Below are 23,711 nucleotides of genomic sequence, written 5' to 3'. Positions count from 1 at the left end.
AAAGCTACCCTGTTGTCCATGTCCACGACACTCGAGATCCCCGAACTCCCCCGCGCGTTGCGCGCCCCGGAGCCGGTGATCGTGGTCGGGATGATCGGGTGGGTGGTGGCGACCGTGATCGTCGCGGTCACCGATCTCGGTGGCGACCGCGCGCTGCCGGTGTGCCTGGTGGGCCTGGCCGTCGGTCTGCTCGGGACGACGATCGTCCTCGTCCAGCGCGCCGGTGTCCGACGCGGTGATCGAGGTGCGCAGGAAGGTCTCGACTAGCTTCTGTCCGGTTCAGCCCTGTCCGGTTCTGCCCTGTCCGGTTCTGCGGCCGCGGCGAATTCGTCGACCCCCGGTTCGTGTTCGAGGACGCGACCGGGTCCGAACAGCAGGGCGACGAAGTAGAGGCCGCCCGCCGCGATCAGCCCGAGCACGATCAGGGTCGGAACCCGCGCGTCGTCGGGTGTGACGAGTACGAACAGGGCGACCCCCACCCAGATCAGCGCGGCGACCGCGACCGGCATCTCGAGGCGTCCGAGACTGAACCCACCCGACTTGCGCTCCAGACGCTTTCGGACGACCAGGTACAGCACGACGGTCCCGCCGTAGATGAGCGCGGGCAGGATCGTCGATGCGATGATCAGCTCGATCAGCGCCGCCCCGGGCAGGGCCACCATCAGCACGACCCCGACGCCGAGGATGAGCAGCGTCGCCGGCACCGGGGTCTGGGTCCGGGGGTTGACCCTGGCCATCAGCCGGTGCGCCGGGAAGCGCCGGTCGCGGGCCATCGCGAAGACCTGCCGGGCGCAGGCCGCCATCACCACCATGCCGGCGCCGAACATCGCGAAGACGATGCAGGCGAGCAGGATTCGCTCGGCGACCGGCCCGAGTTGTTCCCGGATGATCGCAGCGACCGGCGACCCGTCGGCCGTGACCGCCCGGAGGTCCTCGATCGCCGTGGTCAGGACGATGAGGAAGACCAGTCCCAGGACCGCGGCGGCCACCACTGATCCGACGATCGCCCGGGGCACGCTGCGGAACGGATCCTTCGCCTCTTCGGCGAGGTTGGCCGCGGAATCGAACCCGACCAGGGTGGTGAGTCCCATGACCATCGCGGCCATCACCCCGCCACCGATCGCCCAGTAATCCGGTGCACCGGCGGCCACCCCCTCGGACACCAGGTTGCCCGGGTGACCGCTTCCGCTGAACACCATCACCGCCGCGAGCACCAGGATCAGGATCGCCACGATCGCCAACTCGACCGCGACCGCGCCGGAGGTGAACAGGCCGAGCAACCGGGTCGACGCGATCACCAGCACGGCCTGGATGACGAGCACGACAAGGGTGATGACGCGGGCGACGTCCTCATCCTCGGCCATCCCGGCGAGCGGCATCAGCGCCTGACTGGCCAGCGCGTTGTCCATGGCGACCACGCCGATCGCGAGGTACCAGAAGCTCAGCCAGCCGAAGAACCAGCCGATCTTCGGGTTCGCCAGCCTCGACGCCCACTGATACGACGACCCGCTCAGTGCGATCCGGGCGGCGAATTGGGCGACGACCAGCGCGATCAGGGTCTGGCCGACTGCGGCGACGATCCACAACCAGATCCCGACCGGACCCGCCGTGGTGAGCACGCTGCCGTAGGTGGCGAAGATCCCGACCGCGACGGAGATGAACGCGAAGGAGATCGCGAACACCGCGAACCCGCCGAGCGTCCGGCGCAGCTCCGGACGGTACCCGCTGGTGCGGATCTCGTCGGGTGATCCGCTGCCGGCACCCGCCGGGGTGACCACGTCCTCCGCCATGGCGGTCCCTTTCGTCGGGCGATTACACGAGCAGGTCGTCCAGCCGTTGCGCGATGATCCCGACCGCGTATCCGAGACGTTCGAACGCTTTGTTGGTGGTCTGGCCGTGGTAGTAGCGGTAGTAGATCTGCTGGGCGATCACCCCCGCCCGAAACAGTCCGAACACCTCATACCAGCGCCAGCGTTCCGGTGTCATGTCGAATCCCATGCGCTCGCAATAGTTCTCGACGAACTCGGCACGACTGAGCATGCCGGGCAGGTGCGTCGGGACACGTCGCATGAGCTGCATGGCATCCGGGTCGTCGGCCTGGATCCAGTAGGCCATCGAACCCGCGACATCCATCAGGGGATCGCCGAGGGTTGCCATCTCCCAGTCCAGGATGCCGATCACCCGCGTGGGATCGTCCTTGTCGAGGACGACGTTGTCGAGCTTGAAGTCGTTGTGGATGACGCAGTTGGCGACGTCGTCGGGCTGGTTGTCGGCCAGCCACGTCATCGTCGACTCGAAGTCGGGCACGTCATCGGTGTGCGCGTTGCGGAATCGCGCCGACCAGCCCTCGACCTGCCGTCGCACATAACCCGGCCCCTTGCCGAGATCGGCGAGTCCGGTCGTGCTCGGATCGACCGAGTGGACCTCGACCAGGGTGTCGATGAAGTTCAGACAGAGCCGGCGTGCCTGCTCGGCGTCGAGCGGGACGTCGGCGGGCCACTCGGTCCGCGGGATGACACCGTCGATGCGGCCCATCACGTAGAAGTCCGCGCCCAGGACCGACTCGTCGTCGCAGAAGGCGATCATCGGCGCGATGTAGCGGATGGCGGTCGCGAGTTCGGACTGGATCCGGTACTCGCGTGCCATGTCGTGCGCGCCCCGCGCCTTGGTACCCCGGGGCGCCCGCCGCAGGATCAGGTCCTTGGACGGATAGCGCAGCAGATACGTGAGATTGGAAGCGCCACCGCCGAATTGACGGACCTCCGGCACGGCGTCGAGACCGGTCGGGTCCGCGGCGTTGGCCTCCAGCCACTTGGCCATCGCCTCGACGTCGAATGCATCCTCGGTGCGGACCTCGCCCGCACCGGCCACCTCGTTGGTCATCCTCGTCCCCCGATCAGCGGTACTTGCCGAACTCGATGCGCGCAACCACGTTGCGGTGCACCTCGTCCGGGCCGTCGGCGAGTCGGAGCGACCGCGCGCCCACCCAGGCCTGCGCGAGCGGGAAGTCGTCGGTGAGACCGGCGCCGCCGTGCAACTGGATGGCGAGGTCGATGACGTCGAGTGCCATGTTGGGCACCTCGACCTTGATCTCGCTGACCGCCGACAGGGCTTCGCGGGACATGCCCTGGTCGAGCAACCAGGCCGCGTGGTGGACGAGGAGCCGCGACCGGTTGATCGCGATGCGAGCGTCGGCGATGCGCTCGCTGTTGCCGCCGAGCCGGGCGAGTTGCTTGCCGAACGCCTCCCGCGAGAGTGCGCGACGCACACCGAGTTCCAGCGCCCGCTCGGCGAGTCCGATCGCCCGCATGCAGTGGTGCACGCGACCCGGACCGAGCCGGCCCTGGGCGATCTCGAAGGCGCGGCCGGGTCCGAGCAGGATGTTCGACGCCGGGACGCGCACGTTGTCGAAGCTGACCTCGCCGTGGCCGAACGGCTCGTCGAAGTACCCCATGGTGGTGAGCATCCGGTCGATCGTGACGCCGGGGGCGTCGATCGGGATGAGCACCATCGTGTGCCGCGACTTCCGGTCGGCCTCGGCGTCGGTGACGCCCATGAAGATGAGGACCTTGCAGTCCGGATGGCCGACGCCGGTGGAGAACCACTTGGTCCCGTTGATGACGACGTCATCGCCGTCGAGCACGGCGGTCGCAGCCATGTTGGTGGCGTCCGACGACGCGACGGCCGGCTCGGTCATGCAGAAGGCGCTGCGCATCTCGGCGGTCAGAAGGGGTTCGAGCCACTGTTTGCGCTGCTCGTCGGTGCCGTAGCGCAGCAACACCTCCATGTTGCCGGTGTCGGGGGCGTTGCAGTTGAAGATCACCGGCGCGAGCCCGGACGATCCCATCGCCTCCGCGATCGGCGCGTACTCGGAGTTGGTCAGCCCGGCCCCGCCGTCGGTGCCGAAGTCGGCGGCATAGCGGCCGGCGTGCTCGGCGGGCAGGAAGAGGTTCCACAGTCCCTCCGAGCGGGCCTTCTTCTGCAGTTCGGCGATGATCGGCGACGGCGTCCACGGGTTGCCGTTCTCGTCGCGGCGGGTCTTGATGTCCCGATGGATCTCGGGTTCGACCGGCTCGATCTCGGTGGTCACAAAGGTGCGCACGCGTTCGGTGAGTTCGGCCGACCGCGCTGACGGAGAGAAATCCATACCCGACCGTATCGCGATGAACCGATTACCCGTCATCGTTCCGAACAAACCGGCGCGGCGTCGGGCACCGTCACTTCCAGTACAGGGTCGTCCGCTCCGGTCCGGCCGTGGTGCTCACCAGTTTCGCGAAGCAGTTGTCCGGGCCGAATCCCTGAGCGCGACACCAGTTGTTGGCCTCGACCGGGCCCGGGAAGGTCGCCGCGGCCACCGTCACCCACCAGCCGCGGTACGAGAACACCGGCCACTCGTCGCTCCACAGGAGCCGAACGTCGTTGAACCGCAACCGGAGTGCCAGGAACTCGTCGAGGATGGCCTGGTCGGTCCAGGTCCGCCCCTCGGCAACGAGACCCGTCCGTTTGGAGCTCAGCTGCGCCACCCACCGGTTGTTCAGGTTCGCCACGATGAAGGCCCGATCGGCGTCGGCCTGCAGACGCAGGGCGCTGACGCTGCTCGCCGTCACGTCGGCTCCGGCCGGGAACGACGGCCCGGTGGCGGTCGACGACGCGGCCGTTCCCGACTGTGGAGTCGCGAGCTTCGGCGCGGCCCCGGAGGTCGGGCCCTTGTCGCAGTCGACGAGGTAGCGGCCGCCGCCGGCCGCGCTCCCCTGGGCACCGAGCGTGTCCGGCAGCCGGAAGAAGCTCCCGGGCGGATAGGTGAGTTCCATCGTCAGCGCCTCGCCCGCCCCGTCGAGCGAGGGCACCGCGACCGGCGCCCGCTGGAAGTCGAAGTTCCCCGACGCGACAATGCCGCTGCCGTCGGAGATGGTGATGCGTGTCTGCGGCCCGTACAGGACGTCGCCGCCGGGACACTTCGCGGTGACCTTCATCGTCACGCCCAGCCCACCCGCCGACGTGCGGAACGACTGCGGCGTGAACACCGGGGGCGCCCCGCACGGCGTGACGTACTCGGGTTCGCCGCCGTCGGCGGTTCCGGCCGCGCGAGTCGTGCCCGGGACGATGGCCTCCGGACCGGTGGGCGCGAAGCCGGTGATCGTGGTCGCGGTCATCGTGATCAGGCGGTCGCCGACGGCGAACGTCAGCGGCGGACGCGGTTCGGTGACACCCGCAGCGGGGGTGTTGCCGATCGTGGACGGGGGCACCGACCACACCGGCGCACCGCCCACCAGATCCAGGGCGGTCACGCCGCCGTCGGCCATGGGCGCGATGAGGCGTTCGCCGTCGGTGACGGCGTGGCCGGTCGACCCGTAGACCGGCCCGGTCGGAGTCGTCCACAACGTCTGGCCGGAGATGGCATCGACTGCGGTGACAGCGTCGTGCGTCGTCCACACGACTTCACGGTCATCGGCCAGCACGACGGTCGGCGAGGTGTGGGCCGGGAGATCAGTCGTCGTCCAGATCCGCGCGCCGTCCGCGACGTCGGTGTATGCACCGTCGATGAGCACACGCCCGCTCTGAGTCGGAGTCATGACAGCAGCGGACTCCACGCTCATACCCGCCAAGTCGCTGGTGGTGCCGTCCGGCCGGACCACGACGACCGGACCATTCGTCGGTGTGCCGCTTGTCATGCTGCCCGTCACCACGAGGATCGATCCGTCCGGGCGTGGCGACATCCCGGTCCGGCCCGGACTCGTGAAGATCTCCCGGCCGTCGTCGGCCGAGATGACGGCGACCACGCCGTCGGCGCTCGCGACGAGCTCGTCGGTGGCGATGAACTGCGAGGCGTCCCCGCTCGGAAGCGCTTCGGGCAGGTCGATCGTTCGCTGCCACTCCACGCCTCCTGGTGTCACCTTGTGGAACACGACCTGGCGTTCGTTGCCACCACTGAAGTCGCGGACGAACGCCGCTCTACCGTTGAACGCGATCCCGAACGCCTGCGGCGGAGCGGGAGCACGGCCGATCTCGCGACCTGTCCGAACGTCGACGAAATACGCGGCGCCCCGACCCAGGCAGGCGATGGTGCTGTCCACGATGGAGGCCGAGCACCCGGACACGGGTTCGTCGAACGACCACGCCCGGCCGGACTCGGCGTCTATCCCGATGGGCCGCAGTGCCGGGCCGTTCGTGGAGTCACCTACCTGCACGAGCGTCACCAATGTGTGGTCGTCGTGGACCGCACCCTGAGTCCTGTACGTCGCCTCGAGCGGCAGACCGGAGACGTACCCCGTACCACCCAACGAACTCGCGTCGACGCTCCAGGCTGGACTCGGCGCGGTCGGGAACGAACCGGTGAGCTGACCGGCGACGAGGTCCGGCGTTTCGTCGGAATTGCCACTCGACGAGGACACCTTCCACCACACGACGCCCCCGAGGACCAGCGCGAGGACACAGACCAACGCGACGCCCGTGATCAGGTACGCGCGCCGATTGGACCTGCGCGGGTACCCGGGCTGGGGATATCCGGGCTGGGGGTACCCCGGTCGTGGGTAACCCGGCGGTGGGTAGCCGTACTGGGGAAATCCGGCCGGCGGCGGATAGCCAGTCGGCGGCTGTTGATACGGCGGTGGGTACTGCGGCGTCGGGCCCGTCTGCGTGGCGGCGTAGGGGTCCGGCGCCGGGGCCTTGTTCAGCGACACCCCCGGGACCACCGTCGGGCGGGCAGGTTGGATCGTCGTCGGCGACTCGTCCCGGTCGGCTGGTCCGGGCACGGTCGCGTCATCGTCGGGTGGCCCCGCATTCGACATCCGTCCAGTGAATCCCAGTCCGACGCGGTTCGACTGTCCCCCACCCGGGGGAATTTCGGCGGCCGCTCACGCCGACCGAGCAGCTCCCGCATCTGCACAGCGAGCCCGGTGCGCCCCGCCGGCTGAGCACACTGGCGCTCGCCGAGCGACCGTCGAGGCCTTCGTTCGTGACAAACCCACCACTTTTCGACCGGGAATCGAAACGGGTGTGACTGAAGTTCATCACTGTCAACGATCTGCGCCCAGTCAACGAAAAGCGCTGCACAGTCGATGAATTCGCGGTTCTCGGCCTGTGGAATTCCCTCGAAATCGAACGAATGTTCCGGTACCTTGGAGTCATGCCAGAGCTCGCCACTCTCCTCGATCAACTCATCGAGACCACCCCACCCGCCGACGACCCCACGGGCCGAGCAACATTCGACGCGCTCGAGACGCTGCGCTTGATCCGCAACACCGTCGACCACCAGATCGTCACCCACGCAGCACAACTCGACGAACTCGGCGTCGCTCAGAAAGCCGGCGGCACCACCAAGAAGTTGCTGATCGAGTCAGGACATGCACCGGCCGCTGCTCTTCGCACCATGCGGAGTGTCGATGCCCTCTCGGCGTTGCCCGCGCTGGCTCGTCACGCCGCCGACGGGCGACTCTCCGGCGAGATCGTCGATGCCATCGTGCGAGGCATGAATGAAATCGAGAAACGTTGTGGCGACGCTCTTTCCGAGGATGAACGTTCCCGATATGAATTCGAACTAATTGCCCAAGCGCTCTCAGGTGCTACGCCGACAGACGTGCGCAGGCATGCGCGGGCTATCGGCAACACGCTCGCCGACGCCTCCGAGACAGCAGTCCCGGCGTCGGACAATGCAAGCTTGAACTCAGTCAATGCACACACCACCGACGACGGCCGCGTCGAAGTCCGCGCCGACCTCACCCAGGTCGTCGGCGAGAAGTTCCAGGCCATGATCGACGAACGATCGTGTCCACGGCCCGAACCCGACGGCGCCGAAGATCGTCGCACCGCCGAGCAGCGCCGTGCCGACGCTTTCGAGTTGATCCTCGACCAAGCCGCGATCGGCGCGACCATCAATACCGTCGGAAGTCCACGCACGCAACTGCTGCTGACCATCCCCGCCACCGGAGAACTCGCAACGCTGCCGTGGACCGGGACGGTCAGCCATGCCACCGCGAAGCAGGTCTCCTGCGACGGATCCCTGACCGAGATCGTCCTCGACAGTGAGGGCGTACCGCTGCAGATGGGTCACACCCATCGGTTGTATCCGGCGCACCTACGTAAGGCGGTGATCGTCCGCGACGCGTGTTGCGTCAAATGTGGTGCACCACCGTCACATACCCAGGTTCACCACATCAAGTCGTGGGCCGACGGCGGACCCACCGACCTCGACAACGGCTGTTTGCTGTGTCAGCGCTGCCACACCCAGGTCCACCACCACGGCTGGGACATCGTGATGGGATTCGACCGTCATCCCTGGCTTGTCCCACCCGCGACCATCGATCCGCAGCGCCGACCACTACCCGCATACAACCGACGCACGATGCGACTCGACGACGCCGCCTGACCGCTGCCGTCACAGACCACCAGACTTTCGCGTAGCACCTTCCGCACCCGGGCCACACCCGGGACCGCATCAGTCCCTTGACAACTCCACAGTGAACCCGGCCGGGGTACCACGCTGGGCGTGACCTATTGCCGGTTCCCGACGAGACCACCAGAGCGGCGGCGTGATTCGTACTGGAGCAGTATCCAGGTACAGAACACCACCCAGATCGCCCCGAACAACCATCCGGCCACGACGTCCGTGGTCCAGTGCACGGCGAGTTGTATTCGGGTGAGGCCGACGAGGATCGACAGCACGGGGGCGATCACGAGGATCCAGCGATGCGCCCGCACCCAGGGCGAGGAGCGAAACGCGGCGACAGCGAACAGCCCGAACACGACCATCGTCATCATCGCGTGCCCGGAGGGGAACGAGAAGGTGTCGATGTTCAGTAGACGGTCTTCGACGGGTGGCCGGTCCCGCGCGAACGAGTACTTGAGTGCCTGCATCAGACCGTATCCGAAAAGCACTCCGGCGCCGACGAAGACCGCGTCGACTCGGTGCCGGGTCACGGCGAGTGTCACCACGACCGCACATGTCAGCACCAACATCGTCACCGTGTTGCCGAGCACCGTCACCACTTCGGCGATCGAGACCCAGGGCTCCGACCGGTTCTCGACCACCCAGTTCAGGATGTTCTCGTCGATCGTCGTCGGAGAGATGAACATCCCGCCACCCTATCCAGGCGTCGCCCAAGTCGCCCTCAAGCACATCGCAAGCGTCACCGCCCACTGTGGTCCTCGAACCCGCCCGACCACGTATCGATGAGGACCCTCGCGATGACGACCCACCCCGCCCACCCCGCCCACACCGCTCACCCGATCCAGCTCCGGCTCCCCGGCCAGGCGGCCGCTCCCGACGGACCGCTCGACCCGTTCATGATGTACGTCCTGCACCACGGATTCCGGCGAGACCTCGCCGACTTCGCCGCCACCGTTCCGGCCACCCCCGTCGACGACGCGGGGACCTGGCGTGCGCTCTCCCGTCGATGGGCGATGTTCGCCCATGCGCTGCACCACCACCACACCGGCGAGGACCTGGAACTGTGGCCGCTGCTGCTCGAGCGGTGCGACAACGCCGAGGCGGAGATCCTGCAGGCGATGGAGGACGAGCACGACGAGATCGATCCGCTGCTCGAGGAGTGCGCGGCCGGCTTCGCGCGGATGAGCGAACGCGCCGACGAACAGACCCGAGTCACCCTCGCGGACGCGCTGCACCGCGCCCAGGAGGTCCTCGGCAGACACCTGGCCCATGAGGAGACCGATGCGATCGCCATCGTGCAGCGCCGCCTCACGCCGCAGGACTGGGACGCCTTCGAGGAGAAGATGAGCAAGCGCGCCGGTCTGGCCGAGACCCTGCGGACGTGCCCGCTCATGGCGAAAGGGCTGACCGGTCCCGACCGCGAGGCGGTCTACGCCCGCATCCCCGCCATCCTGCGGCTGATGATCAGACTCGGCGGACCGAGATTCCGGCGCCTCGACGACCGCGCGTTCTACTACAACCCGCGCTGAACACCGACGGCCGGCGAACTCACCGCGCCAGCGACCGACCGATCACCAACCGCTGGATCTGGTTGGTGCCCTCGAAGATCTGGGTGATCTTCGCTTCGCGCATGTAGCGCTCGACCGGGAAGTCGCGGGTGTAGCCGTAACCGCCGAACACCTGGACCGCATCGGTGGTGACCTTCATCGCGGCGTCGGTGGCCACCAGTTTGGCGGTCGCCGCCGCTCGCGTGTAGTCGATGCCGGCATCGCGGCGTCGAGCGGCGTCGAGGTAGGTCGCGCGGGCCGAGTCGACCGCGGCGGCCATGTCGGCCAGCACGAACGACAGCCCCTGGTGGTCGATGATCTTGCGGCCGAACGCGGCTCGTTCCTGCGCGTAGTCGACGGCGGCGTCGAGCGCCGCCTGCGCCAGCCCCGTGGCCACCGCAGCGATGCCCAGGCGTCCGGAATCAAGCGCGGAGAAGGCGATCTGCAGCCCCTGCCCCTCCGCCCCCAGCCGGCGTCCCTCCTCGACGAACGCGTCGTCGTAGGTGGCGCCGGTCGTCGGGACCGCATGCAGACCCATCTTGTCCTCCGGCTTGCCGAAGCTGAGCCCCTCGGTGTCCCGGGCGACGAAGAAGCAGGACACCCCCTTGGAACCCTCACCGGTGCGGGCGAAGACGTTGTACACATCGGCGATGCCGCCGTGCGTGATCCAGGCTTTCGAACCCGTCATCGAGTAGCCGCCGTCGGTCGATACCGCGCGGCACGCGAGGGCCGCGGCGTCGGAGCCGGCCTGGGGTTCGCTCAGGCTGTAGGCCCCGATCAGCTTGCCGTTCAACAGGTCCGGCAGCCACTGCTGCTTCTGTTCGTCGGTGCCGAAGTTGAACAGCGGATGGCAGGCCAGCCCGTGCACGCTGACCGCCACGGCGACCGCAGCCCAGCGCGCGCCGAGCTCCTCGAGCACCTGCAGGTAGACCTCATACGGCTGGCCGCCGCCGTCCCACTCCGTCGGGTAGGGCAGCCCGAGCAACCCCGCCTCACCCAGTTCGGCGAACAACCCGTCCGGGTACCGACGGTCCTTCTCGTGCTGGTCGACGATCGGCGCCATGCGCTTGTCGGCGATGTCGCGGACCAGCGCGATCAGGTCGCGCGCCTCGTCGTTGGGGAGCAGGCGATCGACCGGCATTCCAGACCTCCAGGGTTACGAAACTAGTACTCAGGTCTTCTGCACAGTACTATTTCGGGCAGCGTACGTACAGCCGGAAGGGAGCACGCATGGCCACCCAGGGTTTCGCCACCCGCCGACGTGCCGCGCTGTTCGACGCCCTTCTCGAGCTGATCCTGCGCGAGGGGTTCGCGCACCTGTCGATCGGTTCCATCGCGGCCGAACTCCGTTGCTCGAAGTCGACGTTGTACACCCTCGCCGCCAGCAAGGAACAACTGGTCACCGCCACCGTGACGCACTTCTTCCGCAGCGCGACCGAACAAGTCGAGTCACGTGTCGCGGCGTCGTCGAGTCCGCGCGAACGGGTCATCGTCTACCTGGTGGCGGTGGGTGAGGCGCTGGCACCGGCCTCGGAGGCGTTCATGCGCGATCTCGACGCGTTCGAACCGGCACGCGCGCTGTACGAGCGCAACACCGCGGCGGCATCGTCCCGGGTTCAAGCGCTCATCGCCGACGGGGTGTCGGCCGGCGAGTTCCGCAACGTCGACGCCGCGTTCGCCGCCGACCTCGCCTCATCGATGATGAGCCGGATCCAGCGTCGCGAGGTGTGGGCCGCGACCGGACTCGACGACGCGGCCGCCTACCGCCAGCTCGCGTCGATCCTCACCGCGGGGATCGACGCCGGTCCGGACGCTCGAGGTGGGTGACACCCGCGTCGTCGACCCACCAGTCGACCCGCACCTCGCGATCGGTGTCATTGTCGTTGCTATGCAGTGTGATCCACAGTTCGTCGTGTAGCCGGACATCGCCGTGCGGGATCTCGATCCCCCGCGACGCCCCGAAGCGCACCACCGCCGGGTGCGCCCAGCCGACTGCCTCCCCCGGCGCGGACGCCGTCGCCGAATACTCCTCGCTCGCGAGCGGCAGGTCGAGCAGCGTGCCCAGCAGGTCGGCGTCGGCCGAGACCACGGTGGGTCCGGCGAGTACCGCCTCGTCGTCGGCCAGCGTCTGCAGGAACCACGGCCGGTCGACGACCATCGCGCGGTCGGCGGTTGTGCCGGCGAGGGTGCGCACCCGCTCGGGCACCTCGACGTCGTGCGCATCGACGGTGCCGCTCCGGCACGCCGCGACGACGGCGGCATGCACGGACACCGTTGCGCCCGCACTGATCACACGTTCCCGATCGCCGAGCCGGGTCAGCAGCAGCGTCGCGTCGTCGGCGGAGTCGGGTTCCAGCCGGGCGAGGGTGCCGGCGAGCTCGTCGGCATACGGGTGGTCGAGGGGATCGATGATGTTCTCGAGAACCTCATCCGACGGCGACCGGTACTCCCCCAGCAGCAGACCGTCGATCTCCGCATGGCGTCGTAACCACCACGCGGTGTAACCCGTCCGGTCGGCGAGCAGCGGCCGGATCCGTTCGTCGGTGGCCATCATGGTCAACGCCTCCGGCCAGCGCCGGTCCTCGATCAAGTCGAGATCCCGTACTGCACTGATCTTCTCGGGCGCGTCCGGGAGGGTGGCCCACCAGTCCTCCTCGTCGGGCAGGTCATGCTCGGGCGCGACGGGCAGGTCGTCGTCGACGGTCACGAAACCCCAGCCGACGCCGATCCGCCGCAGTTCCTCGACGCCGCACTCGGCGACCACCTCGGCGTCGACCACACCGAACGGGTGATCGTCGACCAGGACCTCGAGCAGCGGGCTGCCCGGCAGCAGGAGTTCGTCGGCCGGCCGCAACTCGCCGTCGGCGTCGGGGAGGGCGAGCGCCGAGAGCCACGAGGGAACCGGTGCTTCCGGATCGGCTCGCAACACCGCACACACCTCGACGGCGAGCCGGTCATCGTCGGGGCCGGCCGAGTCGAAGTCGACATCGTCGACGAGGCTGCGCAACGCCGGGTCCGAGACTGCCTGCGCGACCGTCAGATCCGCGACGCCGAGTCGGGTCAGCAGTTCGTGGCGCGCCTCGGGATGCACGGTGGGGATCCACCGCATGGAGGTCGAGATCCGGTCACTGACAAAGAGTCCACGCACCCCGATCGCCATCCGTCCGTCCGATCTCGGGATCGGCAGGGCGCCGAGTTCTTCCACCTCGCGGCCGGTCGACACCAGGGGCGCAAGGGCGGCGTACAGGTCGTGCCACCACGACGGTTCACGGTCGACGCCGACGAGACGTTCGGCGAGCCCCGCGAGCCCGAGCTCCGACACACCCAGCCGGCCCAGCGTCGGGAGATGTTGTGTCAGCGACAGATCTGGGTGGATCAGGTCACCGAACAGGTCGCCGAGGATCTCCGCGAGCCGATCGGTCAGCCCCACGAGCATCACCCCGCGCGGTGGCACCAGGTCGGCACCGGCCGCCGCCGGAAGCCACGCGACATCCCGCAGTTCGCGACGAACCGCCTCGATCAGGCGCGCGTCGTCGGGATTACGCGCGAGATGCAGTTCGGGTACCAGTTCGACCCTGCGCACCGGTTCGACGAGCCGGACGAGATCGACGTAACCCGCTGCTGCGTCGCCGATCTCGGTACGTGGATGGAGGTGCCGTCGATCTGGCGTGAGTGCCAGGTCGGTGATGCACCGGCACGGCAGGCTGAGTTCGATGTCGGTGGGCGTCGGGGCGCGCAGGACCTCGCCGGCCGCCGCGGGCTCACCGTCGGCGTCGACGAGCCAGCGTGTGCCGCCCCGGGCGACCTCGAGCCATCGGCGCGTCGACGGCAGGCCGGTCGCGTCCGGCGGACCGACGACGGACACCGTCGTCACGACCGAGCGCGCGGCATCGTCGTCGACGTCCGGCCCCGCCGACCGTTCGGCCGACACCTCGACATCACCGACACTGATCCGTTGCAGCGCAGTCAGTTCGACGACCAGATCCGGCGCCTGGCCGAGCATGGCGTCGAGGAGCGGGCCGGGTTCCTCGCGGAGGTGCAGGACCACCTCGGTGTCGAAGCCATCGGTCGGCGTCTGATCCGTCGGCCACGCCAGCCGCAGCACCGGCACGTCCGCGGGCCCGTCGACGGAGATCCCGGCAGCTCGCGCGGCGTCCATCGTGTCCGCCCGGTCGAAGACCACCGACCCACTGCGCGAACGGATCTCGATGCGATCGGCGACCGTCGCGGTGGCGGTGAAGCCGACCCCGAACCGCCCGATCTGCCGGGCGCCCGAGTCGTCCGCGGTCTTCGCCGACACCCGCAACGCGGCGAGTGAACGCACCCCCGCATCGGTCAGCGGGGCGCCGGTGTTGGCGACATGCAACTCGGTGCCGTCCACCCAGACCGCCAGCCGCCCCGCGACACCGGCCGCCGCGGCCGCGTCGGCGGCGTTCGCGGCCAGTTCGGTCAGCAGTCGATCCCGGTAGCCGACGGTCACCAGATCCGCTTCGGCGGCCGCGTCCTCGGCCAACCGGGTCGGCGACGCCGCCCACGCATCCAGGGTCGACGACCGCAATGTCGCGGTGCCGAACGGATCGTCGGTCACGGTCGGTTCGCGCCGGATCAGGTCCGGGCCGGTTCCGCGTCCCGGGAGATCTCGACGACCTCGATCGCGCCGTCGTCGTAGGCGTCGTACGCGGGCGATCCGTTCCCCTTGGGGCCCTGCACGTCCGAGTGCGCACCGCATCCGTATTCGGCCGACACCACGCGCCCGTCGGCCGCCAGTTCGTTGGTGCAGGCGCCGAAGCCGGCGCGCAGCGCACCCGCGAGCGGGACGTAGAAACCACAGGTACAGCACGAGTACGGCGCGGCCTGCGCCATCTCCGAGCCGGGACCGAAGTCGCCGTCGTACCAGCGCTGCGCAGCCTCGGCGCGTCCCTCCGGGCTCAGGAGTCTCTTGCGGCCGAGCCCCAGCTCGCCCGCGACCTGACCGATGTCGTCGGGTTCCACGGACTCGGACTCGAATCGGAACTCGTCGCCGGTGTCGATCTGGTTCGGCACGAGACGCGGGTCGTCGGGTTCGGCGGCGAGCAGATCGCCCGGTGCGAGATCGCCCGACGCGACCCGCTCCGACCACGGCACCCACGGCGGCGCGAGCAGCGAGCCGTCACCGGGAAGCAGCACGACCTCGCTGAGCGTGATCTCGTCGCTGCCCGGGGAACCCGCCAGCACGACGCACCACTGCCACCCCCGGTAGCCCGTGAGCTCGGCATCGAAGTAGTGCGCGGCGGCCCAGTCGCCCTCGGCGACACTGCGCCGGTGCGCTCCGGGCCGCTGACCTTCATCGAGCAGCGCGGAACGCGCGATGTCGACGGCTGCCAGCAGCCGTTCGGTCTCACCGTGCCGTTCGCCGTCACCAACCTGAGTCACCGCTCCAGTGTGCAATACCGCCGACGTGTGCCACACAACCGACCCGCTTCAAGCGACCACAGTCGGAGATGAGGAACAATCGTCTGCGTGATCCCACGGAGTTCCCGACACGACGAGGGGCGCGGGGCCCCCAGGGGTCCCGCCGACCAGCACCCTCGGCAACCGCCACCCGCCGGTCGTGCACGACGCGCCGCGCAGCACCCCGGTTCGACGAACTATCCGGCCGACGAGACGCGGCAGATGCGGACCCGGCGACCGGCGCCGGGATGGGGAGAGCCGCCGTCCGGGCCGGGTCCCGGCCGCAACGCCTACCTCCCCCCGCCGACCCACAATCCGCATCTCCCGCCGCTCGACGACCGCGCCCGTCCGCCGGCCGACGAGGCGACCCGGGCGATGCCGACCGACCACGGGCCCCAGAACGGTGGAAGCCGTACACCCAAGAAGCTGACGGTGATGCGGGTCGCGGCGATGCGGAGTCGCGAGCTGACCGGCAGGGGGATCGGCAAGATCCACCGGGCGGCCACCGCCGACGGCGCCGACCAGTCGGGCCTGACCGCGCTGACGCTGCCGGTGATCGCCAACTTCGCCGCCGACGCCGCGATGGCCGTCGCGCTGGCGAACACGCTGTTCTTCGCCGCCGCGACCGGTGAGTCGAAGACCAATGTGGCCTTGTACCTGGCACTGACAATCGCGCCGTTCGCCCTGATCGCTCCGCTCATCGGCCCGCTCCTCGACCGACTGCAGCGCGGCCGCCGCATCGCGATGGCCACGACCTTCGGCCTGCGCGTCGTCCTGGCCCTGCTCATCATGGCCAACGTCCAGTGGAACGACATCACCCAGCAGCTCGAATACGACCCATGGGTGCTCTATCCGTGTGCCCTCGGTCTGCTGGTGCTGTCCAAATCGTTCGGCGTCCTCAAGTCGGCCGTCACGCCGCGTGTGGTGCCGCCGACCATCGACCTTCCCCGGGTCAATTCACGGCTGACCACTTTCGGCCTCATCGGGGGCACGGTCGTGGGCGGCGCGGTCGCCGCGGCCATCGAGTTCCTCCTCGGCCAGCTGCTCCCGCTGCATCTGCCGGGTGCCATGGTGTGGCTGGCCGTCGTCGCGGCCGCGGGCGCCTATCTGTGCATGCGCATCCCGGCGTGGGTCGAGTCCACCGAGGGCGAGATCCCGACGACCCTCACGTACCACGGCGAGCCCGCGCGGTCGGCTCCCGGCGACTCCGAGCAGCCGACGAGCGCTCGCGACGGCGCGAAGATGCTCGCGGCGAAGATGCGCCAGCCACTCGGACGCAAGGTCGTCGCCGGGTTGTGGGGCAACGGCACGATCCGCATCCTGACCGGCTTCCTGACGCTGTTCGTGGCGTTCTACGCCAAGGCCCAGCAGGGCGACGCCTCCGACTGGACCCAGCTGCTCCTCCTCGGCGCGGTCGGCGCCGCCGCCGGCGTCGGCAACATGATCGGCAACGGCGTCGGCACCCGCCTCGAGCTGAAGAACCCGCCGAACATCGTCGTCGGCGCGACCGCCGCCTGCTTCGTCGTCGCGGTCCTGGCCGCCATCTTCGGCAACATCGCCGCGGCCGCCGTGGCAGCCCTGGTCGCCTCCGGCACCAGCGCGATCGGGAAGGTGTGCCTCGACTCGTCCATCCAGGACGACCTGCCCGACGAGTCCCGCGCCTCGGCGTTCGGCCGGTCGGAGACGGTGCTGCAGCTGTCGTGGGTCTTCGGCGCCTCGCTCGGGGTGCTGCTGCCGCCGACCCTGTGGATCGGGTTCACGGTCGTCTCGGTACTGCTCGGCCTCGGGCTGCTGCAGACGGTGATGACCACCCGCGGCAAGTCACTGGTCCCCGGTCTGGGCGGTCGACGCCCCGACCACGCCGCGCCCACCGTCGCCTTCCGCGCGGCAGAAGCCCGATCGGCCACCCGGACCGGTCCGGCGGACGCCGACACCCGACCGCACGCCGCGCGGCCCTCGACCGCCCGGATGCCCACCCGGACCCCGTCGACCGCCCCGTTCGAGACCCGGGGTGAGCGCCCGTACAGCCCCGGCGATCACCCGCCGCCCAACCAGACAGGACAACGTCGTCAGTGATCAGCAGTGGTGAGAAGAAGGCTCTGTCGATCATCGCGATCGTCGTCGTGCTGTTCGTCGCGGTGGTGGGGACGTCGGTGTTCCTGCTGACCCGCAACGCGGCGCACGACGATCAGCCCTACCTGCACGTCGCGGTCGGCGATGAGTTGCACACCGTCGATCCGCGCTGGTGGTGCGACCTGATGCTGACCGCGTGCGATCCCGAGATCACCGCGCCGAACGAGACCGCGACCGTACCGGTGCCGGTGGGTTCGACGATCATGCTGACGGTCTCGAGCGAGATCGCGCAGGGTCCGTGGAACCTCGCGGCGGTCTATCAGACTCCGCGCGGGATCGTCGAGGACGAGCAGCAGCAGGGTGCGGACGACACCTTCACCCTGACGCTCCGGTCGGAACCGGACCGGGTGCTGGTCGGGTTCACCGTGATCTCGGCGTCGGCGCGGCTCACCCCCGCCGACGACATCCTGCCGCGCGGCGAGCTCGCGGTTCAGACCGCGCCCGCCGCGTAGTCGGTCCTAGGAGTCGAGCTCCCGCGCGACGGCACGCACGACTTCGGAGATCCGCTGTGCGGTCTTACGGTCGGGGTAACGCCCCTTGCGCAGGTCCGGCTGCACCTTGCCCTCGAGCAGGGTGATGAGGTCGGCGACCATCCCGTGCAGTTCGTCGGGGGTGTGCCGCTTCACGTCCTTGCGGGCGGCTTCGCGCACGTTCTTGGAGACGCTGGGTGCCGGTTCGAGCACCTTCACGCTCAACGCCTGCGGGCCGCGACGACCGGCGGCCATGCCGAACTCGACGCGCTGGCCCGGCTTGAGCGCCTCGACTCCGTCGGGCAACGCTGCCGAACGGACGTAGACGTCCTCACCGCTCTCCTGGGAGAGGAAGCCGAAGCCCTTGTCCGCGTCGTACCACTTCACCTTGCCGGTCGGCACTGTGCTCACCCTCATCTGTTCTAGATCTGTCGAAAAACGACCCGTCACGACAAAAGACGCCGTCACCCATCTCGCGGCCCGTACGGCGGAAGACCGTGCGAGCCCAGACGGATGCAAGGCGCCTGCTTCGGACCATCCTAGCCAACGCCCCACCGCGCGGTCACACCATTACCCGGCGGGCACGGATCGCGCGGCGTCGCACCGGCGCGCGTTGCACTACCGTGGCGGGTATGCAGAAGACATCCTCCCCGCGGTTGCTGCAGGCTGCCGGGGTCGTGTTCATGATCGGAATTCTGGCGATCGTGGCGTTGTTCCTGACACCGTTGGTGACCGGCGGCGACACCGCGCCGACCGCCGTCTATCTGCTGACCATGTGCGCACCGCTGGGCTTCGTCCTGGGCCTGGTGTACGCACTCCGTGCCGGACGCCGAGCCAGGTGAGGACCGTGACCACAACCATCGACACCACCCCCGACCTCTCCCCCGTCTCCGACGGGCGGGCGCTGCGTGACGCGTACAGCTGTTTCCCGTCGGGCGTCGTGGCGGTGTGTTGCGAACAGCGTGACGGGGATTCGACCACGCTGATCGGAATGGCCGCGAGCTCGTTCACCACCGTGTCGCTCGACCCGCCGCTCGTCTCGGTCTGCGTCCAGAACACCTCGACGACCTGGCCGCGGATCCGTACCGCACCGGCCATCGGGGTCAGCGTGTTCGCCGGCGACCAGATCGAACTCTGCAAGCAACTCGCCGGGTCGTCGGAGCACCGGTTCGACGGCATCACGCCGCTGAGCACCGATCGCGGGGCGGTCTTCGTGCCCGACGCGGCCGCCCACCTGTCGTGCACGATCCACAACGAGATCCAGGCCGGCGACCACACCGTCGTGTTGCTGGAGATCGAGACCTTGCGCGCCGATCCCGACATCGAGCCCCTGGTCTTCCACGCCAGCACCTTCCGCGCCCTGGAGGCGCGCACGGACCCGACCCGGAAGTGAGTCGCCCAGCACCATGAGCACGGTCGGCCTCGGACTGCCGCTGCCCCGCTCCCCGCGGGAAGCAGCGACCTCCGACGCGCCCACCGACGGGCCGTTGCTCGACACCTTCGGTCGGGTCGCGAAGGATCTCCGCGTCTCGGTCACCGACCGCTGCAATCTGCGGTGCTCGTACTGCATGCCGGCCGAGGGCCTCGACTGGATGCCCACCGACCAGGTGCTGTCCACCGACGAACTGATCCGGGTGCTCACCGTCGCAGTGCGCCACCTGGGAATCGAGCGCATCCGATTCACCGGCGGCGAACCACTGCTGCGCCGCGACCTCGAGGACGTCATCGCCGCCGTCGCGGGCCTCCCGCAGTCGCCCGAGATCGCGATGACGACGAACGGACTCGGACTGACCCGGCGGGTCGGCGGTCTGGTCGACGCCGGCCTCGGCCGTATCAACATCTCGCTGGACACCATCGACCCGGCCCGCTTCGCCGAGATCACGCGCCGGGACCGTCTGTCCGATGTGCTCGACGGCCTGGCGGCGGCCCGCCGCGCCGGGCTCGACCCGGTCAAGGTCAACGCCGTGGTACCCGACCGCAGCGACCTGCCCGGAGTCCCCGACCTGCTCGCCTACTGTCTCGAGCACGGTTACGAGCTGCGCATCATCGAACAAATGCCACTCGACGCCGACCATGCGTGGCAGCGAGCACAGATGGTGACCGCACAGGAGATCCTCGCGACCCTGCGGAAGCGGTTCACCCTGCTGCCCGACCCTGCGCCACGTGGGAGCGCGCCCGCCGCCACGTGGCTCGTCGACGGCCACCGCGGCGCGCACGGCCCGGCACGCGTCGGGGTGATCGCGTCGGTCACCCGGCCGTTCTGCGGGGACTGCGACCGCACCCGGCTCACCGCGGACGGATCACTGCGCAACTGCCTGTTCGCGACGTCGGAAACCGACGTGCGGCACGCGTTGCGCACCCTCCCCGACGACGAGATCGACGCCGCCCTCGCGCGCCTGTGGCGCGCGAACATGTGGGCGAAGGCGGCGGGCCACGAGGTGAACGCGGCGGGCTTCACCCAACCGGATCGGCCGATGTCGGCGATCGGCGGCTAGGCTCGCGTCCGATGCAGCTCACAGTTCGTTTCTTCGCGGCCGCGCGCGCCGCGGCCGGTGCCGAGGAGAAGGTGATCGACGTCGACCCGTCGACCCCGCTCGGCGCCCTCGAGGGCATCCTCGCCGCCGGAAACCCCTCCCTCGCCACGGTTCTCGAACGCTGCTCGTATCTGCGCGACGAGATCGCGTTCTCCGATCGGACGCGTGCGCTCGGCACGTGCGCGACACTCGACGTCCTCCCCCCGTTTGCCGGTGGCTGACGCCACACCCGGCTTGTGACCTTAATCACATCACGGCGCGGTAACAGGATGGGCACGGGACGGCCACTAACCCGTTGAACTGGGATGACGGCCGGAGTGGGTCGGAAGACCCGGATCCGGGCCGAAAATCGCTTGCGTCCAAGCAGGTGATTCAGTCCAACAAACGACGTACTGTTCGAAGCGTCCTCCTCGGAGGTCACGACACAGCAACCAAGACATAACGTCCCACCGGCCGCGCCGAGCCTCGTTCCGCCGGTGGGAACGACAAGCAATCTAGGAACGAGGACGGGGGACCCAACCTCATCCCCTGAGACCGGGCACCACACCAGGTGTCCTCGGGGTTAAGTCCCGGAAGTCGCGGCGACCACCACGACGACCCGGGACCGAGCACCTCTCGCTCGAACCCGACAGCTGACTTCGTAGGCGCGTGGAGAGAGGAAACACAGACATGTCCGGACGTCATCGCAAGCAGACGACCAGCACGGCCGCCAAGACCATCACCAAGGTCGCCCTCACCGGCGCGGTCCTCGGCGGCGGAGCAGCCCTCCTGGGCACCGGTACCGCCAATGCGGCCACCGACGCCGAGTGGAACCAGGTCGCGCAGTGCGAATCCGGTGGCAACTGGGCCATCGCGACCGGCAACGGCTATCACGGCGGCCTGCAGTTCTCCCCGAGCACCTGGACCGGCCACGGCGGCGGCGAGTTCGCCCCGACCGCCGATCAGGCCTCCCGCGAGGAGCAGATCGTCGTCGCCGAGCGTGTGCTCGGTTCGCAGGGCAAGGGCGCCTGGCCCACCTGTGGCACCGGCCTGTCGGGCTCGACCCCGCGCAGCGCGCCGACCGACACCCCGCGTGAGATCGCCCCGGTGCTCCCCGGCGGCAACGGCAGCGTCGACCTGGCGAAGACCACCGAGGACGTCGCCAACCAGGTCACCGACGCCCTCACCGAGGCCGGTGTCAGCCCCGAGATCAAGAACCTCTGGCAGGCGGCCAAGGACAGCGGCGTCACGCTGAACCAGGACCAGATCAAGCTGTTCAACGACAACAAGCACCTGCTGCCCAACCCCTGATCGCCGCTCGACGCCTGATCTGGGACCCAGACGAAGGGCCCCGCACGATGGACCATCCGTGCGGGGCCCTTTTCCATTGGTTTCGACAAGCTCAACCAGCGGGGGGTCAGCTCAACCAGCGGGGGTCAGCTCAACCAGCGGGGGGCGGGGTCAGGCCGAGTTGACCCATTCGTCGGTGCCGTCGTCGAAGAACTGGTGTTTCCAGACCGGCAGGCGGGCCTTGACCTCGTCGACGAGGCGCGAGCAGGTCTCGAACGCCGCCCGACGATGGTCGGCCGCCACCGCGACCACGAACGCGATGTCGCCGATCACGAGGTCGCCGACCCGGTGGGACACCGCGACCGCGCGCACCCCGTCGACCGCGGAGACCTCCGCGACGACCTCGGCCAGGACCTTCGTCGCCGTGGGATGCCCCGAGTAATGCAGCGCGGTCACGGTGCGGCCGCCGTCGTGGTCGCGGACCGCGCCCACGAACCCGACCACCGCACCGGCTTTGCCGTCGGCGGCGTCGATGACCATCGCCTCGTGGTCGGCCAGCGTGATCGGCTCGTCGACGACCGCGGTGTGCACCACGTGCGAGCCGGCCTCTCGGGTCATCGGTGGTCGCCTCCGCGGATCTGATCGAGCGCGTGGTGGACGACCCCGGCGAGGACGCCCAGCCCGTCGCGGACCCCGCCGGTCGAACCGGGCAGGTTCACGACGAGGGTCGTCCCGGCGATTCCGGCGAGTCCGCGTGAGAGGACCGCGGTGGGCACCGTCGGCAGCCCGGCCGAGCGGATGGCGTCGGCCAGACCCGGGATCTCGACGTCGAGGAGCGGGCGGGTCTGTTCCGGAGTCCGGTCCGTGGGCGTCAAACCCGTTCCGCCCGTGGTGATGACGAGGTCGACCTCGGCGTAGATCGCGGCGCGGAGGGCCTCGCCGACCGGCGGGCCGTCGGCGACGACGTCGCACTCGTCCACGGTGAAACCCTGCTCGACCAGCCAGGCCTCGATGATCGGTCCGGACCGGTCTTCGTAGACACCGCTGCTGGCGCGGTTCGACGCGACGACGACGCGCGCCACGCGGGAAGGATTCCGGTCAGTCATGAGCCGGGTCAGACGGTTCGCGGTACCAGTCGCCGGATTTGCCGCCGGTCTTGGCGAGGAGGCGGATCCCGTCCATCTGCGCCCGTCGGTCGACGGCCTTGACCATGTCGTGGAGTGTCAGCCCGGCGACTGCGACCGCGGTCAACGCCTCCATCTCCACACCCGTCTGTCCGGAGGTGGCCACGGTCGCGGTGACCTCGATGGTGTCGGCGCCGATCGCGAAGTCGACCTCCACCGACGACAACGCCAGCTGATGGCACAGCGGGATCAGCTCGTCGGTGCGTTTGGCCGCCATGATCCCGGCGATGCGCGCCGTGGCCAGCACATCTCCTTTGGGCAGCCGCGACTCGCTGAGGAGACCGATCACCTCGGCGGTGGTGTGGAACGTGCCGGCGGCGACGGCGCGACGCTTCGTCGTCGGCTTGGCGCCGACGTCGACCATGCGGGCCGTTCCGGACTCGTCCAGATGACTCAACCGGGAGCCGCCGACCGGCCCGGTGTCCCGGGCGTCCGACCCACCTTCGTCAGTCCCGGTGGGCGGCATCGACGTCAGCGGTTGACGATGGTCTTCGACTGCACGAACGGCAGGTCGTCGACCGGAAGCGGGAACTCGGTGTCGCCGAACGGCGACAACGCACCCGAGATGTGGGTCGCGAGTTCGGAGACCGCGTGCTCGGCGGCGTCGCCGTTCTCGTCCTGCGGCCAGCCGTTGTCGACGTAGTGCTTCTTGCCCTTGGCAGATTCGACGACCTTGCCGGTGCCGGCCCCCGCTTCGCCGGAGGAGGGTGTTTCAGCGCCAGATTTGTTTGCCACGTCGTGCATTGTGCCATGCCGTT

24 protein-coding genes and 1 riboswitch are annotated in these 23,711 nt (G+C 69.1%); of the genes, 11 read left to right on the top strand and 13 right to left on the bottom strand.

Going from position 1 to position 23,711, the window contains the following annotated elements:
• Window positions 1-18 precede the first annotated feature (18 nt).
• Entirely contained in the window at window positions 19-267 is a 249-nt protein-coding gene (locus GR168_RS05905) for a DUF2530 domain-containing protein (RefSeq protein ID WP_159370284.1), read from the top strand.
• On the opposite strand, the gene GR168_RS05900 is transcribed toward GR168_RS05905, so the two are convergent.
• From GR168_RS05900 to GR168_RS05885, 4 genes are all read right to left on the bottom strand, one after another.
• Window positions 264-1,790 carry an amino acid permease gene (locus GR168_RS05900; RefSeq protein ID WP_159370283.1) on the bottom strand — a complete coding sequence of 509 codons (1,527 nt, stop codon included), beginning with the start codon at window positions 1,788-1,790 and terminating at the stop codon, window positions 264-266. The two genes, GR168_RS05905 and GR168_RS05900, sit on opposite strands and share 4 nt — an antisense overlap.
• 22 nt (window positions 1,791-1,812) lie before the next feature.
• Window positions 1,813-2,883 (bottom strand): phosphotransferase family protein, encoded by a 1,071-nt coding sequence (locus GR168_RS05895; protein WP_068972497.1) that lies wholly within the window; start codon window positions 2,881-2,883, stop codon window positions 1,813-1,815.
• Window positions 2,884-2,896: 13 nt separating this feature from the next.
• Window positions 2,897-4,147: an acyl-CoA dehydrogenase family protein gene (locus GR168_RS05890; RefSeq protein ID WP_159370282.1), complete on the bottom strand. Its 1,251-nt coding sequence runs from the start codon at window positions 4,145-4,147 to the stop codon at window positions 2,897-2,899.
• A 70-nt stretch (window positions 4,148-4,217) separates the two neighbouring features.
• Window positions 4,218-6,788, bottom strand: coding sequence for a PQQ-binding-like beta-propeller repeat protein (locus GR168_RS05885; RefSeq protein ID WP_159370281.1), 2,571 nt, complete (start codon window positions 6,786-6,788; stop codon window positions 4,218-4,220).
• Between the two features lie 317 nt (window positions 6,789-7,105).
• Between GR168_RS05885 and GR168_RS05880 the strand changes: the two genes are divergently transcribed.
• Complete coding sequence (locus GR168_RS05880; protein WP_159370280.1) at window positions 7,106-8,365, top strand: HNH endonuclease signature motif containing protein; 1,260 nt, start codon at window positions 7,106-7,108, stop codon at window positions 8,363-8,365.
• Window positions 8,366-8,490: 125 nt separating this feature from the next.
• Here GR168_RS05880 and GR168_RS05875 read toward each other — a convergent pair whose 3' ends face one another.
• On the bottom strand, window positions 8,491-9,072 hold the full coding sequence (locus GR168_RS05875; RefSeq protein WP_159370279.1) for a phosphatase PAP2 family protein: 582 nt from the start codon (window positions 9,070-9,072) through the stop codon (window positions 8,491-8,493).
• 111 nt (window positions 9,073-9,183) lie between these two features.
• Between GR168_RS05875 and GR168_RS05870 the strand changes: the two genes are divergently transcribed.
• The gene (locus GR168_RS05870) at window positions 9,184-9,915 is read left to right on the top strand and encodes a hemerythrin domain-containing protein (RefSeq protein WP_159370278.1); all 732 of its coding nucleotides are present in this window, start codon (window positions 9,184-9,186) and stop codon (window positions 9,913-9,915) included.
• A 19-nt stretch (window positions 9,916-9,934) separates the two neighbouring features.
• Here GR168_RS05870 and GR168_RS05865 read toward each other — a convergent pair whose 3' ends face one another.
• Window positions 9,935-11,074, bottom strand: a complete 1,140-nt coding sequence (locus GR168_RS05865) for an acyl-CoA dehydrogenase family protein (RefSeq protein ID WP_068971693.1) — start codon at window positions 11,072-11,074, stop codon at window positions 9,935-9,937.
• 89 nt (window positions 11,075-11,163) lie between these two features.
• Between GR168_RS05865 and GR168_RS05860 the strand changes: the two genes are divergently transcribed.
• Entirely contained in the window at window positions 11,164-11,760 is a 597-nt protein-coding gene (locus GR168_RS05860; RefSeq protein ID WP_068971694.1) for a TetR/AcrR family transcriptional regulator, read from the top strand.
• On the opposite strand, the gene GR168_RS05855 is transcribed toward GR168_RS05860, so the two are convergent.
• Both GR168_RS05855 and GR168_RS05850 read right to left on the bottom strand, forming a co-directional pair.
• The gene (locus GR168_RS05855) at window positions 11,717-14,521 is read right to left on the bottom strand and encodes a hypothetical protein (protein ID WP_159370277.1); all 2,805 of its coding nucleotides are present in this window, start codon (window positions 14,519-14,521) and stop codon (window positions 11,717-11,719) included. The two genes, GR168_RS05860 and GR168_RS05855, sit on opposite strands and share 44 nt — an antisense overlap.
• Before the next feature lie 17 nt (window positions 14,522-14,538).
• Complete coding sequence (locus GR168_RS05850) at window positions 14,539-15,345, bottom strand: DUF3027 domain-containing protein (protein ID WP_078113542.1); 807 nt, start codon at window positions 15,343-15,345, stop codon at window positions 14,539-14,541.
• A 240-nt stretch (window positions 15,346-15,585) separates the two neighbouring features.
• On the opposite strand from GR168_RS05850, the gene GR168_RS05845 reads away from it, so the two are divergent.
• Both GR168_RS05845 and GR168_RS05840 read left to right on the top strand, forming a co-directional pair.
• On the top strand, window positions 15,586-17,439 hold the full coding sequence (locus GR168_RS05845; RefSeq protein WP_238995079.1) for an MFS transporter: 1,854 nt from the start codon (window positions 15,586-15,588) through the stop codon (window positions 17,437-17,439).
• The gene (locus GR168_RS05840) at window positions 17,436-17,948 is read left to right on the top strand and encodes a DUF2771 family protein (RefSeq protein ID WP_159370275.1); all 513 of its coding nucleotides are present in this window, start codon (window positions 17,436-17,438) and stop codon (window positions 17,946-17,948) included. The genes GR168_RS05845 and GR168_RS05840 overlap by 4 nt, the downstream gene beginning before the upstream one ends.
• A gap of 6 nt (window positions 17,949-17,954) precedes the next feature.
• On the opposite strand, the gene GR168_RS05835 is transcribed toward GR168_RS05840, so the two are convergent.
• Window positions 17,955-18,368, bottom strand: a complete 414-nt coding sequence (locus GR168_RS05835) for a cold-shock protein (RefSeq protein WP_004020198.1) — start codon at window positions 18,366-18,368, stop codon at window positions 17,955-17,957.
• Between the two features lie 230 nt (window positions 18,369-18,598).
• On the opposite strand from GR168_RS05835, the gene GR168_RS05830 reads away from it, so the two are divergent.
• The 5 genes from GR168_RS05830 (at window position 18,599) to GR168_RS05810 (ending at window position 21,790) form a co-directional block, all read left to right on the top strand.
• On the top strand, window positions 18,599-18,808 hold the full coding sequence (locus GR168_RS05830) for a hypothetical protein (protein ID WP_058251626.1): 210 nt from the start codon (window positions 18,599-18,601) through the stop codon (window positions 18,806-18,808).
• 5 nt (window positions 18,809-18,813) lie between these two features.
• Window positions 18,814-19,359, top strand: a complete 546-nt coding sequence (locus tag GR168_RS05825; protein ID WP_058251687.1) for a flavin reductase family protein — start codon at window positions 18,814-18,816, stop codon at window positions 19,357-19,359.
• 13 nt (window positions 19,360-19,372) lie between these two features.
• Entirely contained in the window at window positions 19,373-20,461 is a 1,089-nt protein-coding gene (moaA, locus tag GR168_RS05820; protein ID WP_058251627.1) for a GTP 3',8-cyclase MoaA, read from the top strand.
• 11 nt (window positions 20,462-20,472) lie between these two features.
• The gene (locus GR168_RS05815) at window positions 20,473-20,721 is read left to right on the top strand and encodes a molybdopterin synthase sulfur carrier subunit (protein WP_065631945.1); all 249 of its coding nucleotides are present in this window, start codon (window positions 20,473-20,475) and stop codon (window positions 20,719-20,721) included.
• A gap of 225 nt (window positions 20,722-20,946) precedes the next feature.
• A riboswitch (cyclic di-AMP (ydaO/yuaA leader) is annotated at window positions 20,947-21,163 on the top strand.
• Window positions 21,164-21,169: 6 nt separating this feature from the next.
• Window positions 21,170-21,790 (top strand): transglycosylase family protein, encoded by a 621-nt coding sequence (locus GR168_RS05810; protein WP_058251629.1) that lies wholly within the window; start codon window positions 21,170-21,172, stop codon window positions 21,788-21,790.
• Between the two features lie 150 nt (window positions 21,791-21,940).
• Here GR168_RS05810 and GR168_RS05805 read toward each other — a convergent pair whose 3' ends face one another.
• Genes GR168_RS05805 through GR168_RS05790 form a run of 4 tightly spaced genes read right to left on the bottom strand, consistent with a single transcriptional unit; the run spans window position 21,941 to window position 23,697 of the window.
• Entirely contained in the window at window positions 21,941-22,387 is a 447-nt protein-coding gene (locus GR168_RS05805) for a molybdenum cofactor biosynthesis protein MoaE (RefSeq protein ID WP_159370274.1), read from the bottom strand.
• Complete coding sequence (locus tag GR168_RS05800; protein WP_159370273.1) at window positions 22,384-22,875, bottom strand: molybdenum cofactor synthesis domain-containing protein; 492 nt, start codon at window positions 22,873-22,875, stop codon at window positions 22,384-22,386. The genes GR168_RS05805 and GR168_RS05800 overlap by 4 nt, the downstream gene beginning before the upstream one ends.
• The gene (moaC, locus tag GR168_RS05795) at window positions 22,868-23,419 is read right to left on the bottom strand and encodes a cyclic pyranopterin monophosphate synthase MoaC (RefSeq protein ID WP_159370272.1); all 552 of its coding nucleotides are present in this window, start codon (window positions 23,417-23,419) and stop codon (window positions 22,868-22,870) included. The genes GR168_RS05800 and moaC overlap by 8 nt, the downstream gene beginning before the upstream one ends.
• Window positions 23,420-23,424: 5 nt before the next feature.
• Window positions 23,425-23,697 carry a hypothetical protein gene (locus GR168_RS05790; protein WP_058251633.1) on the bottom strand — a complete coding sequence of 91 codons (273 nt, stop codon included), beginning with the start codon at window positions 23,695-23,697 and terminating at the stop codon, window positions 23,425-23,427.
• Window positions 23,698-23,711: the final 14 nt, after the last annotated feature.

The sequence above is a fragment of the Gordonia sp. JH63 genome (assembly GCF_009856645.1).
GTDB classification, from domain to species: Bacteria; Actinomycetota; Actinomycetes; order Mycobacteriales; family Mycobacteriaceae; genus Gordonia; species Gordonia hongkongensis.
The sequence above is the reverse complement of the archived record's forward strand: the minus strand, read 5'-3'. Positions and strand labels throughout refer to the sequence as shown.